The sequence below is a fragment of the Rhizobium sp. CG4 genome (genome assembly GCF_023701965.1).
Taxonomy (GTDB): Bacteria; Pseudomonadota; Alphaproteobacteria; order Rhizobiales; family Rhizobiaceae; genus Agrobacterium.
The window spans coordinates 714,861-731,431 of the sequence record NZ_JABAEG010000002.1; the positions used below are offsets into that span (position 1 = coordinate 714,861).

16 protein-coding genes are annotated in these 16,571 nt (G+C 56.7%); 12 read left to right on the forward strand and 4 right to left on the reverse strand.

What is annotated here, in order from left to right:
• The first annotated feature begins 183 nt into the window (after window positions 1–183).
• Window positions 184–1,680 carry a replicative DNA helicase gene (locus HGO37_RS08610; RefSeq protein ID WP_192487425.1) on the forward strand — a complete coding sequence of 499 codons (1,497 nt, stop codon included), beginning with the start codon at window positions 184–186 and terminating at the stop codon, window positions 1,678–1,680.
• Window positions 1,681–1,774: 94 nt separating this feature from the next.
• Here the strand turns inward: HGO37_RS08610 and HGO37_RS08615 are convergent, their stop codons facing one another.
• The 4 genes from HGO37_RS08615 to HGO37_RS08630 form a co-directional block, all read right to left on the reverse strand.
• The gene (locus HGO37_RS08615; RefSeq protein ID WP_250982961.1) at window positions 1,775–3,439 is read right to left on the reverse strand and encodes an ABC transporter ATP-binding protein; all 1,665 of its coding nucleotides are present in this window, start codon (window positions 3,437–3,439) and stop codon (window positions 1,775–1,777) included.
• A 94-nt stretch (window positions 3,440–3,533) separates the two neighbouring features.
• Window positions 3,534–3,836, reverse strand: coding sequence for an AzlD family protein (locus tag HGO37_RS08620; protein ID WP_250982962.1), 303 nt, complete (start codon window positions 3,834–3,836; stop codon window positions 3,534–3,536).
• Window positions 3,833–4,561 carry an AzlC family ABC transporter permease gene (locus HGO37_RS08625; protein WP_250982963.1) on the reverse strand — a complete coding sequence of 243 codons (729 nt, stop codon included), beginning with the start codon at window positions 4,559–4,561 and terminating at the stop codon, window positions 3,833–3,835. The genes HGO37_RS08620 and HGO37_RS08625 overlap by 4 nt, the downstream gene beginning before the upstream one ends.
• 112 nt (window positions 4,562–4,673) lie before the next feature.
• Complete coding sequence (locus tag HGO37_RS08630; RefSeq protein ID WP_250983241.1) at window positions 4,674–5,495, reverse strand: AraC family transcriptional regulator; 822 nt, start codon at window positions 5,493–5,495, stop codon at window positions 4,674–4,676.
• Window positions 5,496–5,622: 127 nt separating this feature from the next.
• On the opposite strand from HGO37_RS08630, the gene alr reads away from it, so the two are divergent.
• The 11 genes from alr (at window position 5,623) to rarD (ending at window position 16,571) form a co-directional block, all read left to right on the forward strand.
• Entirely contained in the window at window positions 5,623–6,789 is a 1,167-nt protein-coding gene (gene alr / locus HGO37_RS08635) for an alanine racemase (protein ID WP_250982964.1), read from the forward strand.
• Between the two features lie 114 nt (window positions 6,790–6,903).
• Window positions 6,904–8,310, forward strand: a complete 1,407-nt coding sequence (gene radA / locus HGO37_RS08640; protein WP_192487420.1) for a DNA repair protein RadA — start codon at window positions 6,904–6,906, stop codon at window positions 8,308–8,310.
• Between the two features lie 90 nt (window positions 8,311–8,400).
• Entirely contained in the window at window positions 8,401–8,988 is a 588-nt protein-coding gene (locus HGO37_RS08645; RefSeq protein ID WP_192487419.1) for a CvpA family protein, read from the forward strand.
• A gap of 233 nt (window positions 8,989–9,221) precedes the next feature.
• Window positions 9,222–10,715, forward strand: a complete 1,494-nt coding sequence (gene purF / locus HGO37_RS08650; protein ID WP_192487418.1) for an amidophosphoribosyltransferase — start codon at window positions 9,222–9,224, stop codon at window positions 10,713–10,715.
• Window positions 10,716–10,855: 140 nt separating this feature from the next.
• On the forward strand, window positions 10,856–11,596 hold the full coding sequence (locus HGO37_RS08655; protein WP_250982965.1) for an SDR family NAD(P)-dependent oxidoreductase: 741 nt from the start codon (window positions 10,856–10,858) through the stop codon (window positions 11,594–11,596).
• A 360-nt stretch (window positions 11,597–11,956) separates the two neighbouring features.
• On the forward strand, window positions 11,957–13,336 hold the full coding sequence (gene cysS, locus HGO37_RS08660) for a cysteine--tRNA ligase (RefSeq protein ID WP_250982966.1): 1,380 nt from the start codon (window positions 11,957–11,959) through the stop codon (window positions 13,334–13,336).
• 79 nt (window positions 13,337–13,415) lie between these two features.
• Entirely contained in the window at window positions 13,416–13,523 is a 108-nt protein-coding gene (locus HGO37_RS26485) for a DUF559 domain-containing protein (protein ID WP_352230560.1), read from the forward strand.
• The gene (locus HGO37_RS08665) at window positions 13,520–13,993 is read left to right on the forward strand and encodes a GFA family protein (protein ID WP_250982967.1); all 474 of its coding nucleotides are present in this window, start codon (window positions 13,520–13,522) and stop codon (window positions 13,991–13,993) included. The genes HGO37_RS26485 and HGO37_RS08665 overlap by 4 nt, the downstream gene beginning before the upstream one ends.
• 129 nt (window positions 13,994–14,122) lie before the next feature.
• Window positions 14,123–14,584, forward strand: coding sequence for a GFA family protein (locus HGO37_RS08670; RefSeq protein WP_250982968.1), 462 nt, complete (start codon window positions 14,123–14,125; stop codon window positions 14,582–14,584).
• Entirely contained in the window at window positions 14,581–15,537 is a 957-nt protein-coding gene (gene pip / locus HGO37_RS08675; protein ID WP_250982969.1) for a prolyl aminopeptidase, read from the forward strand. The genes HGO37_RS08670 and pip overlap by 4 nt, the downstream gene beginning before the upstream one ends.
• A 122-nt stretch (window positions 15,538–15,659) precedes the next feature.
• On the forward strand, window positions 15,660–16,571 hold the full coding sequence (gene rarD / locus HGO37_RS08680) for an EamA family transporter RarD (RefSeq protein ID WP_250982970.1): 912 nt from the start codon (window positions 15,660–15,662) through the stop codon (window positions 16,569–16,571).

Genomic DNA, 16,571 nt, shown 5'->3' on the forward strand with positions numbered 1-16,571 from the left:
AACTATGTCATTGACTGTCCCGGCCGGTACCGCCACATCGTTAAGTGAGCGTGTGTGCCAAGCTGGATGTACCAACGCGATAATTAATGCATTTGCGTCTGCTGCTTTCCGAAACCCGCACCCCGGTTTTCGGACGGCTGTGTTAGCGCACATGAGACGCAGATACAGGGAGACCATTAGACAATGAATGATGCAGCACGAAAGATCGCCCCGGTCTCCCCGGCCGAACCGCATTACCGCGAAGCGCCAAACAACATTGAAGCCGAACAGGCCCTTCTGGGTGCTATTCTCGTCAATAATGACGCCTATTATCGCGTTTCGGACTTTCTGAAGCCGGTTCATCTGTATGAACCGCTGCACCGCAAGATCTTCGAAGTCGCCGGCGACATCATTCGCATGGGCAAGACTGCCAACCCGGTCACGATCAAGACCTTTCTACCGTCTGATGACAAGGTGGGTGATCTGACCGTTGCGCAGTACCTCGCACGTCTTGCTGCCGAAGCCGTGACCATCATCAACGCGGAAGACTATGGCCGCGCGATCTATGATCTGGCGCTGCGCCGCGCGCTGATCCAGATTGGTGAGGATGTCGTCAACATTGCCTATGACGCGCCGCTCGACATGCCACCGCAGACTCAGATTGAAGACACCGAGCGCCGCCTGTTCGAGCTGGCGGAAACCGGCCGTTATGACGGTGGCTTCCAGTCATTCAATGACGCGGTATCGCTGGCCATCGACATGGCGGGCCAGGCGTTTGAACGTGACGGCAACCTGTCGGGCATTTCCACCGGCATCCACTCTCTGGATGGCCGTATGGGCGGTTTGCAGCGTTCTGACCTTATCGTGCTTGCGGGTCGTCCGGGTATGGGCAAGACCTCGCTTGCCACCAACATTGCCTACAATATCGCAGCTGCCTACGAGCAGGAAATCCAGCCGGATGGCTCCTTCAAGGCCAAGAACGGCGGCGTCGTCGGTTTCTACTCACTCGAAATGTCGTCCGAACAGCTGGCAACCCGTATCATTTCCGAGCAGACGGAAGTGTCATCCTCGAAAATCCGCCGTGGTGAAATCACCGAAGCCGATTTCGAAAAGCTGGTTGCCTGCAGCCAGATGATGCAGAAGGTTCCGCTTTATATCGACCAGACCGGTGGTATTTCCATTGCCCAGTTGTCGGCACGTGCGCGTCGTCTCAAGCGCCAGCGCGGCCTTGATTGCCTGGTAGTCGACTATATTCAGCTGATGACCGGCTCCGGCAAAAGCGGTGAAAACCGCGTGCAGGAAATCACCCAGATCACCACGGGCCTGAAGGCGCTGGGCAAGGAACTGAACGTTCCGATCATCGCGCTGTCACAGCTGTCCCGTCAGGTGGAAAGCCGCGAAGACAAACGCCCACAGCTCTCTGACCTTCGTGAATCTGGTTCGATCGAGCAGGACGCCGACGTTGTGCTGTTCGTGTTCCGTGAGGAATATTACGTTAAGAACATGGAACCGCGTGATCCGGATGATCCGAAATATGCGGAGTGGGAAGCACTGTTCGACAAGGTGAAGGGCACAGCAGACGTGATTATCGCCAAGCAGCGTCACGGACCGACCGGCACTGTTAAACTCGCCTTCCAGTCGGAATTCACCCGCTTTGCGGATTTGGCCGACCCATCCTTCAGCCAGTACGAAGAACACTGATACGAAACGCCCCGCTGTTCAGCGGGGCGTTTTGTTTTCAATGTCTTGAGCTGGCGCTCTCAGAAACTGATTCCGAATATCGGGGGACACGCTCTCATTCTGCTTTAACGCCTGAGGGCAAAGCGATGACCTGATCCTGTGGCCGGATACTGCTTTGGCGATGAGTGATCGCAATGATGGTCATGTCGGCATCGACCCTGCGCAACTGGTCCATGATCTCGCGTTCGGTTTCATCATCAAGCGCGGAGCTTGCCTCATCCAGCAACAGAATGACCGGCTCTGCATAAAGCGCCCGGGCAATGGCAATGCGCTGGCGCTCCCCTCCCGACAGCTTCAAGCCACGCTCACCCACCCTGGTTTCGAACTTTTGTGGCATGGCCTCGATACGCTCAATGATCGCCGCACGCTCGGTTGAACGGCGAAGCCGCGCCTCGTCATAGGGTCGTCCCAGAACAATGTTAGCGGTAAGAGTGTCATTGAGCAGTTGCACCTCCTGTGGCACGATACCAACCGCAGAAAACCAGTCATCTCGGTCGATCGTTCCAATATCGCGGCCATCGATACGGATATGCCCCTTTTGCGGCAGCATGGTTTTTTGCAGCAGCTTGAACAGGGTCGATTTTCCCGAACCGGTTTCGCCGGTGATAAAGGTGAGCCGTCCGGGCGAAGCACGGAACGAGACATTTTCAACGCCGCGTCCATTTTCATAGCGGAAACCGACATCCTCAAATTCGATTACGCCCTGCGACAGAACCAGTCCGGCCTCCCCGCCCGCCCTTTGCTCTTCCGGTGCATTCCACATGCGGGCAAAGGGCGCAAAACGGGCAAGCGCCCTAACTGTTTCATTGATCGACTGGCCAATCAGCTCAAACGGCACATTCAGCTGCAACAACAGCATGTTGAACAGCACAATGTCACCCACGGACAGTTGCCCTTGTTCATAGCGTGGCAAAAGCAGGTAGAAGGTGATGATGAATTGCAGAGCCAGCGCCAGCGAAATCATTGCCACGAACACGATACGGCGCAGTGAATAGAGCCGCCAATTGTCGTAGATCGAACCTGCACTCTCGGCAAAGCGCGCCTTCATCCATTCCGTACTGGCGGTGTGCCGCAAAGGTTCGATCATGCTGATGGCATTACCGACAAAACCGGCATTCTGCTGTCCGGCATCAATGGCCTTTTCGAGATAAGGACCGGTGATGCGGTTGGAAACCATTGTTAGGCCGATAAAGATCGCACCGTAGAGACATACGATCAGCAGCACATCAAAACTGATGACCGCGCCCAGCATCAGGGTCGCAAACAGGAAAGCCGAAATCCCAGGCAGAAACGAAATGAACATCATCTGCATGAAGATGGATGTTGCCGATGCGCCTTGCGTTTGCGCCGCCTGGATTTCGGCCGGATTGTGATCGGTAAAAAACGATGGCGGTTTGTTGATGATACGCTCGAAGAAACCGGTCGCAGCGATGTAATCCAGCCGTTCAGAATGAATGACGGCCATATATTGCGTGCAGCGCTGCACGCCCATGGCACCGGCTGTCAGCAGCGCATAAAAGGTAAAGGCCAGCATCCAGCGGGCCGGCGTATCCGGCAGATCGTCCACCAGCCGGGAAAAGACATAAGGGCCTGTGACAGCCAGTATCGATCCGGCAAGGATGGTCACGACAAGAAGGGAAATCGACAGCCGGGCATTCTTCCAGTAGTCAGCATAAATGCGAAGAAGCGGCCCGATTGCAGCCCTGTAATTATTCCGCATAAACGGCACTCCCCAGGTTGAGACAACTCAAGGTGAATAACCGCAGTAAAGGTCGCGGGCGGGTATTTCAACCCGCAGGCCCCAGGCGGGATTTTCAAAAACCGATCGAACGCAGGACTGCGACCGTTGCCACGCCGGTAAAAGCCGCCGGCAGAAGCGACAGGCGAAGTGCGGCAACGGCCGTTACCAGACAGGCAATGCTTTCCGCCGTACCGGTTGACAAGGCGGTGGGCGTCACCACGGCCATCAGCACCGCTGGTGGCACCGATGACAGCGCCTTTTTCATGCGTGGGCCGGGATTGGTGTAGCGGACCAGCAGCAAACCGCCCATACGGGTGCTTACCGTCGCCACCATCATCGCAAGGATGGCAAAAAATGTTGATGTATCAAGGCTCATGCCGGTTGCTCCGCATCAGCCTTGTTCTCATCCGGCAAACATTCCGTCCGCCCAAAGGCTGCCATGGCCAGCCCGGCAAGTGCGCCCGTGGCAATGTACCAGGCACCGGGAATGTAGAGGTGTGTCACCCATGAGGTCAGTGCACTGGCCAGCAGGACAAGTCCGGTTTCGGTGCCCTTCCAGAACCCCATCAGCAACACAATGAATACGGCGGGAAAGGCAAAGTCGAGCCCGATCACCGTCATGTCGCCCATGACCGAGCCAAGCAAGGCGCCAGCCATGGTCGAGACATTCCAGACGGCGTAGATCGATAGCGCAGCACTGGCAAAAAAAGCCGGTGTCAGCCTAGCCTTCATCGCACGGAATTCGGACAACGCCCAGGATTCGTCCGTCAGTACCAGCATGGCGGCATATTTACGCCAGCCGTTGAACCCATCCAGCTTCGAGGCGATGGACGCACTCATCAGCACGTGGCGCAGATTGACCAACAGAGCGGCAAAACCGAGCGCCACCCAGCTTGCCGGATGGATCCATAAATCCATGGCAACGAACTGCGAGCCGCCGGCAAAGACAAACAGCGACATCAGGCAGGCCTCGAGTGCCGACAGACCCTTTGAAACCGCGACCGCACCAAACACCACGCCAATCGGTACCATCGCCACCAAAAGCGGCGCTGCGGCCCGCAACCCCGCCAGCACGTCACCCGACTTCACTATCTTTGCCATCACCATCTCCGATATCCTGGGAGATGGCAGGTAGAGAAGGATGATGGGTGCGTCTTGAACAAAAGTGATGGGGACAGAGAACAGCCCGGAACCGTTGCCGGACGACTTGGTCTCAGGCAGCGCGGAACTGACCCGGTGTAATGCCGGTGCGCGCCTTAAAGTGGCGAGTGAAATGCGCCTGATCGGCAAATCCGCATTCCAGTGCCACAGAGGCGGGATTATCGCCAAGCCGCAGCAAACGACGCGCCTTGCGAATACGCACATCCGTCAGATAGGCGTGCGGCGTGATGTAGAATTCCTTGCGAAACGCCCGGATCAAATGGGCGCGGCTGAGCCCGGCAATGGCCGCCAGCTGTTCCAACCCGATGTCGATCTCGCAATTGTCGGTGAGATAATCCCTTACCCGGTAAACTGCGGTGCGTTCGCGCGTTTCCACCGGCAGGATGATCGTGCTGCCGTGGCGACGAAATAGTTCTGCCAGTACGCTGAACATACCTTCATCGGCCTCCAGCGCACCGGACTTCTGCTCGAGTCGCTGATGGGCAATCTGGAACGCGGCAGCCATTTGCGGGTCTTTTGGCAAAAAGCGCGGGAAAGACGGCGTGCCATGAAACGCCCTGCCCGTCACGTCCTCAATCACCTCCTGCAACAACTCCATGTCGGGATAGATCATCCGGTAGCGATAACCTTCACCTCCCGGTGCACCATCATGGATCTGGCCGGGATTGATCAGGTAAAGATTGCCGGGACCAGTCTGCTCTCTGCTGCCATTGATCGTCGATATCTGCGAACCGGATTCGATAGCACCAATGCTGAAGGTCTCATGCGCGTGCGGGGAATATTCATGCGTCAGGAAAGTCGCGCTCAGGCACTCCATATGCCGGAACCGCCTGTCGCGCCAGAAACGTGTGGTTTCCGTCGTGGCAAGCGGCATATCGTCAAGGGCCTGTTTCTGCGAAACGCTGTGCATAGTGAAAGAATAAAGCAATCCGTCATTACCGTCTTGAACAAAAGTGATAGGCTTTGGCTCAAATAGTTTTTGAGCAGCATTGCGAGACAGCATGACCGATTTCGACGAAAGCCTTTCCGATTATGACGAATTCGAGCATGCGCCGCTGCGGCTGACCGTTGATCTCGGTGCACTGGCGGATAACTGGCGCGACATGAAAAAACGCTCCGGCAAGGCGCGGACCGCCGCCGTGGTCAAGGCTGACGCCTATGGCATGGGTATCGAAGATTGCGGCACCACGCTGTACCATGCCGGGGCACGGGACTTTTTCGTGGCAACCGTTGCCGAAGGTGTAACACTGCGTCCGCACGCTCCCGAGGCCCGTATCTTTGTGCTGTCAGGCATCTGGCCAGGACAGGAAGCCCATTTCTTCAACAATGATCTTGTGCCTGTCGTCGCGTCGGAAGAGCAGCTGGCCTTCTGGATGTCGACGCTTGCCGAACGGGGTGATCATCCCTTCGCCCTTCATGTCGATACCGGCTTCAACCGTCTTGGATTGCCGCTGGATGAGGCACTGTTTCTGGCCGAAGATATCTCTCGGCCAGCCAGTTTCGACCCGGTTCTCGTTCTATCGCACCTCGCATCGGCTGACACCCCCTCTTCCGCCATGAACAAGGCACAGCTTGAATCATTCCGTAAGGTTAGCGCTGCTTTCGAAGGTGTCGAATCAAGCCTTTCAGCTTCTGCTGGAATATTTTTGGGTCCAGACTATCACTTCGATCTGACCCGTCCCGGCATCGCGCTTTACGGCGGCGAAGCCGTCAATGACGTGGATAATCCGATGCGCCCGGTCGCCAAGGCGGAAGCGCGCATCATTCAGGTGCGTGAAGCCGGTGAAGGACAGACCGTCAGCTACGGTGGCACTTTCCTGCTCAAGCGCGCCAGCCGCCTTGCCATAGCATCAGTCGGTTATGCCGACGGTTATCAGCGTTCGCTTTCCGGTTCCGGCATTCCTTTGAGGGAAATGGGTTATGGCGGCGCCTATGGTTTTATCAACGGCCACCGGGTCCCGGTTGCCGGTCGCGTGACCATGGACCTCACCATTTTCGATGTCACCGATGTGCCCGAAAATGCCGTGCGCGCTGGAGATTACATTGAACTGTTCGGCCCCAATGTACCGGTGGATGAGGTCGCGCGTGCGGCAGGAACCATCGGCTATGAAATGCTGACCGGCCTTGGTCTGCGTTATGAGCGGCAGTATTTGTTCGACGGCGAATAATTAAAACCGCACCGCCTTTAAACAACAGGCTTGCAAAGCCGACGGCAGGCGTTTATCCCGGCATTAAGTTCTTTATTTGTTCTCATTCAAGATACTGCCGGGAGCCACAACCGCATGGCCAAGACCAAAACCCAATTCGTGTGCCAGAACTGTGGCACGGTGCACACCCGCTGGGTTGGCAAGTGTGAAGGTTGCGGTGAGTGGAACACCATCATTGAAGATGACCTGATGGGTGGCATCGGCTCAGGGCCTGGCAAAACACCCAAGAAAGGTCGCCCGGTCGCTTTGACGGCACTATCAGGGGAATCGGAAGAAGCACCGCGTATTGCAACCGGCATGGACGAGTTGGACCGCGCAACCGGTGGCGGTTTCGTCCGTGGCTCGGCAGTGTTGATCGGTGGCGATCCCGGTATCGGCAAATCGACGCTGCTGATGCAGGCCGCCGCAGCCCTGTCGCGACGCGGCCAGCGTATTATTTATGTCTCGGGTGAAGAGGCCGTGGCACAGGTTCGTCTGCGTGCGCAGCGTCTGGGCGCGGCACAAACCGACGTGCTGCTGGCGGCAGAAACAAATGTCGAAGATATTCTGGCAACCATTTCCGAAGGCAAGCGCCCGGATCTGGTGATTATCGATTCTATCCAAACCCTGTGGAGCGACACGGCCGATTCGGCACCCGGTACAGTCACCCAAGTGCGTACCGGCGTACAGGCGATGATCCGTTTTGCCAAACAGACCGGTGCCGCCATGGTGCTTGTTGGCCATGTGACCAAGGAAGGCCAGATTGCCGGTCCGCGTGTTGTTGAACACATGGTGGATGCGGTGCTTTATTTTGAGGGCGACCGCGGTCACCACTACCGAATCCTGCGGACGGTGAAGAACCGTTTCGGACCAACGGATGAAATCGGCGTGTTCGAAATGTCCGACAAGGGGCTGCGGGAAGTTTCCAATCCATCCGAGCTTTTTCTGGGTGAACGCAACGCAAAAGCCCCGGGCGCTGCGGTTTTTGCCGGCATGGAAGGCACCCGCCCTGTGCTGGTTGAAGTGCAGGCGCTGGTGGCAGCCACCTCTCTCGGCACCCCGCGCCGCGCCGTTGTCGGTTGGGATTCGTCACGCCTTGCGATGATATTGGCGGTGCTGGAAGCCCATTGCGGGGTGCGACTTGGCCAGCACGATGTGTACCTCAATGTCGCTGGCGGTTACCGCATCTCGGAACCGGCCGCCGACATGGCTGTGGCTTCCGCACTGGTTTCGTCGCTTGCCGGTCTTGCCCTTCCGGCCGATTGTGTTTATTTCGGCGAAGTCAGCCTGTCAGGAGCGGTAAGACCCGTTTCGCACACGGTGCAGCGGTTAAAGGAAGCGGAAAAACTGGGCTTTACCCAGGCGCTGCTTCCAACAGCATCGGCGGAATTGCCTAAAACCGGCAATGGCCGATGGGCAGAAATTGAAAGCCTGCCGGATCTCGTTGCGCGCATCGCAGGTTCCGCCAACCGCTTCAAACAGGTTGAGGAAGATGAATATTGATCCTTTCGCTGGCTAAGCCTGTGGTGTAAGAGGATCGCAAACAGGCAAGACGGTGCTTTGATAAAGCCCCGCGACCTTTGGAGCTGGTATATGCCCATCACGATTTTCGACGGTATTGTTCTCGCCGTTGTACTTTTCTCAGCCGTTCTGGCCATGGTGCGCGGTTTTTCCCGCGAAGTTCTGTCCATAGCAAGCTGGGTTGGTTCGGCTGCTGCCGCCTACTATCTCTACCCGGTTCTGGTGCCTTACGCCAACAACTACACCAATGACCACCGCATCGCGATTGCCGGTTCGGCGGGTGTGGTCTTTCTTGTTGCGCTGATCGTTATTTCGTTCATCACGTCGAAGATTGCCGACTTCATCATCGACAGCCGCATCGGCGCGCTGGACCGCACGCTTGGCTTCCTGTTCGGTGTAGCCCGCGGCCTTCTGCTGCTGGTCGTTGCACTGGCATTCTGGAACTGGTTGGTTGACGTCAAGATCCAGCCGACATGGATGACCCAGGCCAAGTCCAAGCCATTCCTCGACATGCTGGTGCAAAAGCTGGAAGCTGTGCTGCCAAGCAACATCGAGCCTGAAGTTCTTGATCGTATCATGGGCCGCAATCAGGATGCGACAACGGAACAGGCGCCTTCTGAAGAGGCCCCTGCAACCAACGCACCGGCAACAAACAATTGACACTGTGTTGCGTCTTGCGTGATACGCAAGACGCCTTACATGTGGTATGGTTTTTCAACAGAGCAGTAACGGACCTTCCCGGAGAAAGATTTCACCGGTCAGGTCTTTGTTTTTTGGGCGCATGATTTTCAAATCCACGACTATTTGAAGGTTGGGCGAAGATCAAAATATTACAGTACCTCGAACGCTTGATGACATGAAGCACGGTACTGTAGGGAGCAAAGGCAAGACGCATGAACCAGCCGCTTTCGCATTCCACGATCAAAGATGTTATCGATGGCGACACGCTGCATGAAGAGTGTGGCGTGTTTGGCATTTTGGGGCATGAGGACGCAGCTACGCTGACTGCTCTTGGCCTGCATGCCTTGCAGCATCGTGGACAGGAAGCCGCCGGTATCGTTTCCTTCGACGGCAAGCGCTTCCATCAGGAACGTCATATGGGTCTGGTCGGTGATCATTATACCGACCCTGCAACCCTCGCCCGCCTGCCCGGCCATATCGCCATTGGTCACACTCGTTATTCCACGACCGGCGAAGTGGCGATGCGCAACGTGCAGCCGCTGTTTGCCGAACTGGAAGAAGGCGGTATTTCGATTGCCCATAACGGCAACTTCACCAACGGCCTGACCCTGCGTCGCCAGATCATCGCTACTGGCGCAATCTGCCAGTCGACCTCCGATACCGAAGTTGTGCTGCACCTGATCGCCCGTTCGCGCCACAGTTCAACATCCGACCGCTTCATCGACGCAATCCGTCAGATGGAAGGCGGTTATTCGATGCTGGCCATGACACGCACCAAGCTGATTGCCGCACGCGACCCCACCGGCATCCGCCCGCTGGTCATGGGTGAACTGGACGGCAAGCCGATCTTCTGTTCGGAAACCTGTGCGCTCGACATTATCGGCGCCAAGTTCGTGCGCGATGTTGAAAACGGCGAAGTGATCATTTGCGAAGTGCAGCCGGATGGTTCGGTCACTATCGACGCCCGCAAGCCAAGCAAACCGCAGCCAGAACGCCTGTGCCTGTTCGAATATGTATATTTTGCACGCCCTGACTCCGTGGTTGGCGGCCGCAACGTTTACACCACCCGCAAGAACATGGGTATGAACCTAGCCAAGGAAGCCCCGGTCGAAGGTGACGTCGTTGTGCCTGTGCCGGATGGCGGCACGCCTGCAGCGCTTGGTTTTGCGCAGCAGAGTGGCATTCCGTTCGAATACGGCATTATCCGTAACCACTATGTTGGTCGCACCTTCATCGAGCCTACCCAGCAGATCCGCGCTTTCGGCGTCAAACTGAAGCACTCTGCCAACCGTGCAATGATTGAAGGCAAGCGCGTTGTGCTGGTCGACGATTCCATCGTTCGTGGCACGACCTCTGTAAAGATCGTCCAGATGATCCGCGAAGCCGGCGCCAAGGAAGTTCACATCCGCGTTGCCAGCCCGATGATCTTCCACCCGGACTTCTACGGCATCGACACGCCTGACGCTGACAAGCTGCTGGCAAATCAGTACGCCAATGTCGAGGACATGGCGAAGTTCATCGGTGTGGATTCGCTGGCCTTCCTGTCGATCAACGGCCTGTACCGCGCCGTTGGTGGAGAGGATCGCAACAATGCGCGTCCGCAATTCACCGATCATTACTTCACGGGTGATTACCCGACCCGCCTTCTCGACCAGAATGGCGAGGCCATGGGCAGTAAGATATCTATGCTGGCCAGCAACGGCTGATAAACCAAGCTTTAGCCCGCGCCCACTGCGCGGGCTTTTTGTTTGTGGCAGTTGCTTTGCGACCTTCTGGCCTATTGCCGCCCATGTCGCTTCCTCATAAGACGGCAGTCACAGACTGATTTACTCTTCGGGGGAGACACATGACCATCGACCTTACTGGCCGGATCGCACTGGTAACTGGTGCTTCACGCGGCATCGGCTACTTCACCGCACTGGAACTGGCAAAAGCTGGCGCACACGTCATCGCCTGCGCGCGTACGGTTGGCGGTCTTGAGGAGTTGGACGATGCCATCCAGGCCGCAGGCGGCTCGGCCACGCTGGTGCCGTTCGATCTCGCCGACATGAATGCAATCGATGGTCTTGGCGCCTCCATTAACGAACGCTGGGGCAAGCTTGATATTCTGGTGGCCAATGCCGGTGTGCTAGGTGTGATTTCCCCCATCGGCCATATCGAGGCGAAAGTCTTCGAAAAGGTCATGAACATCAACGTCACCTCGACCTGGCGTCTGATCCGTTCGGTGGAGCCGCTGCTCATCAAATCTGATGCTGGTCGCGCCATCCTGCTGTCGTCGGGCGTTGCCCATTCCTGTCGCCCGTTCTGGAGCGCCTACTCCGCCTCCAAGGCTGCCGTGGAAGCGCTCGGCCGCACATGGGCTGCAGAAACGCAAAAGACTGCGCTGCGCATCAACTGCGTCAATCCCGGTGCAACACGCACTGCCATGCGTGCGCAGGCGGTTCCCGGCGAAGATCCGTCGACGCTGCCGACACCGTCCGATGTTGCAAAGGCCCTGCTGCCATTGCTGGCACCTGAACAGACCGAAACCGGCAAGCTGTTTTCTGTGCGTGACAACAAGTTCCTGGACTACCATCTGCCGGAATAAGACCTGCCAAAACATGCCTCCCAAGTAGACACCTGTTCTGGGAGGCATGACACCGCAGCAAGGTTGCAGGCTCTTGACCAAATCTATCGGGCGCGCCATAAGGCTGACCATGAAAATGGCGCCCTTCAACCATGGTTTTGATACGGTTTGTGACATTGACGCGAAGATCATTCTTGATGTTCGCGGCGCACGATGTTCCTGTTCAGACCGCTAAGCGCATTTTGTGCAGGCACCTGCACAGTCACGTCACTCAAAGCACGTTATCTAGTCTCCAAACCGGCCCGGCTGTTTCGCATCTTCTCAACGGCAAGATGACAAACGCACCCGCGCCCGTTACGGTTCTGTTCGGGAGAAATTGAAATGAACCTGAAATTTTACAATACCCTGACCCGCGAAAAGGCTGCATTTGCGCCTATCGATGAACAGAACGTGCGCATGTATGTCTGCGGCCCAACCGTGTATGACTTCGCCCATATCGGCAATGCGCGGCCAGTAATCGTGTTTGACGTGCTCTTCCGTGTGTTGCGCCATGTCTATGGTGAGAAGCATGTCACCTATGCCCGCAATATCACCGACGTCGACGACAAGATCAATGCGCGTGCACTGCGTGACTACCCGCACCTGCCGCTCAATGACGCCATTCATGCGGTGACCCAGAAGACCGCAGAGCAGTTCCATCAGGATGTTGCTGCACTTGGCAATCTCGAGCCCACCATCGAGCCGCGTGCCACCGACAATATCGCCCACATGATCGATATCATCGAAAAGCTGATTGCCCGCGGTCATGCCTACAATGCTGGCGGTGAAGTACTTTTCGACACCCATTCGATGAGCGATTACGGCCAGTTGTCCAAGCGACCACTGGATGAGCAGCAGGCTGGCGCCCGCGTCGCCGTCGATGCTCACAAAAAACATCCGTCCGATTTTGTTTTGTGGAAGCTGTCCAGCGATAACGAACCCGGCTGGGAAAGCCCGTGGGGTCGTGGTCGTCCGGGCTGGCACATCGAGTGCTCGGCAATGTCCGGTCGTTACCTCGGCGAGGTTTTCGATATTCACGGTGGCGGTCTCGACCTGATTTTCCCGCACCATGAAAACGAAATTGCCCAGTCGCGTTGCGCACACGGAACGCATGTGATGGCCAATTTGTGGATGCATAATGGTTTTGTGCAGGTTGAAGGCCGCAAGATGTCCAAGTCGGACGGCAACTTCTTCACCATCTATGAATTGCTGCATACGGACCGGTTTGGCGAGCGCCAGTGGCCAGGTGAGGTTCTGCGTCTCGCCATGCTGATGACCCATTACCGCGAACCAATCGACTTCTCGGTCAAGAGACTGGAAGAGGCCGAGCGTTTGCTGGCGAAGTGGCCGGCAGCTGAGCCAGGCGATGCCACACCTGACACAACGGTTCTGGATGCACTTGCCGATGACCTGAATACGGTTGCTGCCGTACAGGCTTTGCATGCGCTGGCGCAGGCCGCCAACGCCGACCCGTCCAAGATGGCGGTCTTTGCTGCCAGTGCGGCCCTTCTCGGTGTCTTACCAAAGAAGGCGGAAGTGGATGAAGCCGTTGCCGCAGCTATCGATTCGCTGGTGGAACTGCGCCTTGAAATGCTGAAAGCCAAGAACTTTACTGAAGCGGATCGCATTCGTGACGAGCTTGCTGAAAAGGGCATTCAGCTCAAGGACGGCAAGGACAAGGAAACCGGCGAACGGGTGACGACTTGGGAATTGAAGCGGTAACAGCGCCTTCCCTGTCCGGCTCTATCTTCAATAGATCATCGCTCTGAGGGGCGATGATCAGTAATATAGGAAACTTAAACTGCAACACGGATCGACCGTCCTGCGTTTCTGGAACAACGATGTCCTGCAAGATATCGACAATGTTAGTCTTCGTGCTTTGCGGATGATAGAAGGAAGCCAGTCATGACGATTTACACCGGTGGATGCCAGTGTGGCGCGATACGTTTTCGTGCCGAGGGTGACCTGAAAGACAGCTCCATCTGCCATTGCCGCATGTGCCAGAAGGCATTTGGCGCTTATTATGCGCCGCTGGTGTCGGTGCGAAAAGCGAACTTCACCTGGACGCGAGGTGAACCGAAACGGTTCCAGTCATCCGATGTGGTGAAACGCGGATTTTGTGCCGACTGCGGCACACCCCTAACCTATGAAGCGCCTGATGGCATGGCCATTGCCGCCGGTGCCTTCGATAATCCGTCCCTGCTGCCGCCTGTTATCCAGTGGGGTGTCGAAAACAAGGTTGGCTTTGTGGACGATCTGCACCGCCTGCCTGCCGTTGCGACCGAGGAAGATTTGACCTCTGTGGATTATCTAGTCAATCTGACCTCTTACCAACACCCTGATCACGACACGACAAATTGGCCAGACACAAAAGCATGACCACGCAAGATCCACGCATGAAAATGCCCACATGGCTGCTCTATGGGTTAATTGCCAAGGGCGCTTTGATTGTGATCGTGATTGGTGCGGTCATGACCTATGTAGTCCTGAAGTAAGCAAAGGCGCATCATGCAAGAAAGCGGATTTTCCGGTGGCTGCCAGTGCGGCGCAGTGCGGTTTCATGCGGGCAAGATCGGACGACCATCGATCTGCCATTGCCGCATGTGTCAGAAACAGTTTGGCAATTTTTTCGGTGCGCTTGTCAGCGCCGATCAGGCCCATCTGACATGGACACGTGGGCAGCCAAAGCTGTTCAGGTCTTCTGCCAAAATCCACCGTGGCTTCTGCGAAAAATGCGGCACGCCCCTGACCTATCATTACCCCGGCGGTGTAGAACTGGCCATCGGCGCGTTCGACACGCCAGAGGTGCTGGAGCCGCAGGTTCAGGTCAATTTTGAACATCGCATGCCATGGATCGACCATCTTTTTGGAAAACCGTCGATCCAGCAGAGCGTGGATGAAGCCACCATCATTTCTTTCCAGCACCCCGACCATGACACAGCAGTCTGGCCGCCAGAGGACCAAGCATGAGCAATGACCTTCGTACCCTCTATCCCGAGATCGAGCCCTATGCGACGGGCATGCTGGATGTCGGTGACGGGCATACGATCTACTGGGAACGGGTCGGCACACCGGGCGCGAAACCGGCGGTGTTCCTGCATGGCGGCCCAGGCGGCGGCGTCAACGCCATGCAGTGGCGTATCTTCGACCCGGCGCTCTACGATGTCGTTCTGTTTGACCAGCGCGGCTGTGGCCGCTCCACGCCACACGCCCATCTGGAAGCCAATACGACCTGGCACCTTGTTAATGACATCGAGCGTCTGCGTGCGATGGTCGGTGTCGATACATGGCTGGTGGTCGGTGGCTCATGGGGGTCAACACTGGCGCTTGCCTATGCCGAAACCCATCCAGACCGCGTTAGTGAATTGGTCCTGCGTGGCATCTACACTGTAACCAAGCCGGAGATGGATTGGTATTATCAGTTCGGCGTCTCGGAAATGTATCCCGATCGCTGGGAAAAATTCATTGCGCCCATTCCAGAACATGAACGTGACGACCTGATGCTGGCCTATCATCGTTACCTGACTGGCGACGACGAGGCCAAGAAGCTGGAATGCGCCAAGGCCTGGAGCCAGTGGGAAGGTGCCACCATATGCCTGCTGCCCAGCGACGATCTTCTGGCCAAACATGGTGACGATACATTTGCGATCGCCTTTGCGCGCCTGGAGAACCACTATTTCGTCAACAACTGCTGGCTTGAAGAAGAGCAGCTGTTGCGGAATGCCCACAGGCTCAAAGACATTCCGGGCGTCATCGCACATGGCCGTTACGACATGCCCTGCCCGCTGAAATATGCCTGGCAACTGGCAAAGGCATGGCCGAAGGCGGAGCTTCATGTCATCGAAGGTGCGGGACACGCCCTGTCAGAACCGGGCATTCTGGATCGCACCATCCGCGCCCTTGACCAATTTGCCGGCAAATAACGGCCTGAGCGTCCGTCAGCACGGTGAAGCTTTGCTGATCGATGGTTCACTGAAATGAATTGGCTTATTCTGCCGGACTGGACTATTGCGTTCTCAATAAAAAAATCCGGCAGGAAACCCCAATGGAAATCGAACGCATCACCCCCGCTGCACCACGCAGCGAAAGCACGCGCGGATTCAGCCTTGCGCTGAGCGCCTATCTTCTGTGGGGTATTTTGCCGCTCTACATCAAGGCAGTGGCGCATATCTCACCAGCAGAAGTGCTGGCCCACCGGGTTCTCTGGTCCATTCCCATTGCGGCCGTCGTGCTGATTGTGCTGGGCCAGACCAAGGACCTCAAGGCGGCCTTTCGGTCGCCGCGCACCATTCTGCTTGCCTGCATGACGGCAACGCTGATCACCATAAACTGGGGCATTTATGTCTGGGCGATTGGTGCCGGCCACGCGATCGATGCGGCCCTTGGTTACTTCATCAATCCGCTGTTCAGCATCTTTCTCGGTGCGGTGCTGCTGAAAGAACGTCTGCTTCCCCTGCAAATCGCGGCCATTTCTCTTGCCGCGGTCGCCGTCGTCATCCTGACCTGGGATGCTGGCACCATGCCGTGGGTCGCGCTTGGCCTGACATGTTCTTGGGGTTTTTACGGCTTCTTCCGCAAGACCCTGCCGGTTGGCGCCAATCAGGGCTTTTTGCTCGAGGTTCTGCTGCTCAGCCCGGCTGCCATTGGCTACATGATCTATCTTGGCGTGACAGGCGGCGGCCATTTCCTGGCCGATAGCTCCAGTGACACCATACTGCTTCTGGTTGCTGGTGCCGTGACGGCCATACCGCTGATGCTTTACGGCAATGGCGCCAAGCTGCTGCAGCTTTCGACCATCGGCATTATGCAATATATCGCGCCGACCATCGTCTTTCTGATTGCGGTGTTCCTGTTCAACGAACATTTCAGCACGGCCAAACTGGTGTCGTTCTGCCTGATCTGGACTGCATTGGTGATTTATACATTCGCCATGCTGCGCCAGCTCAAAGGCCGCTAA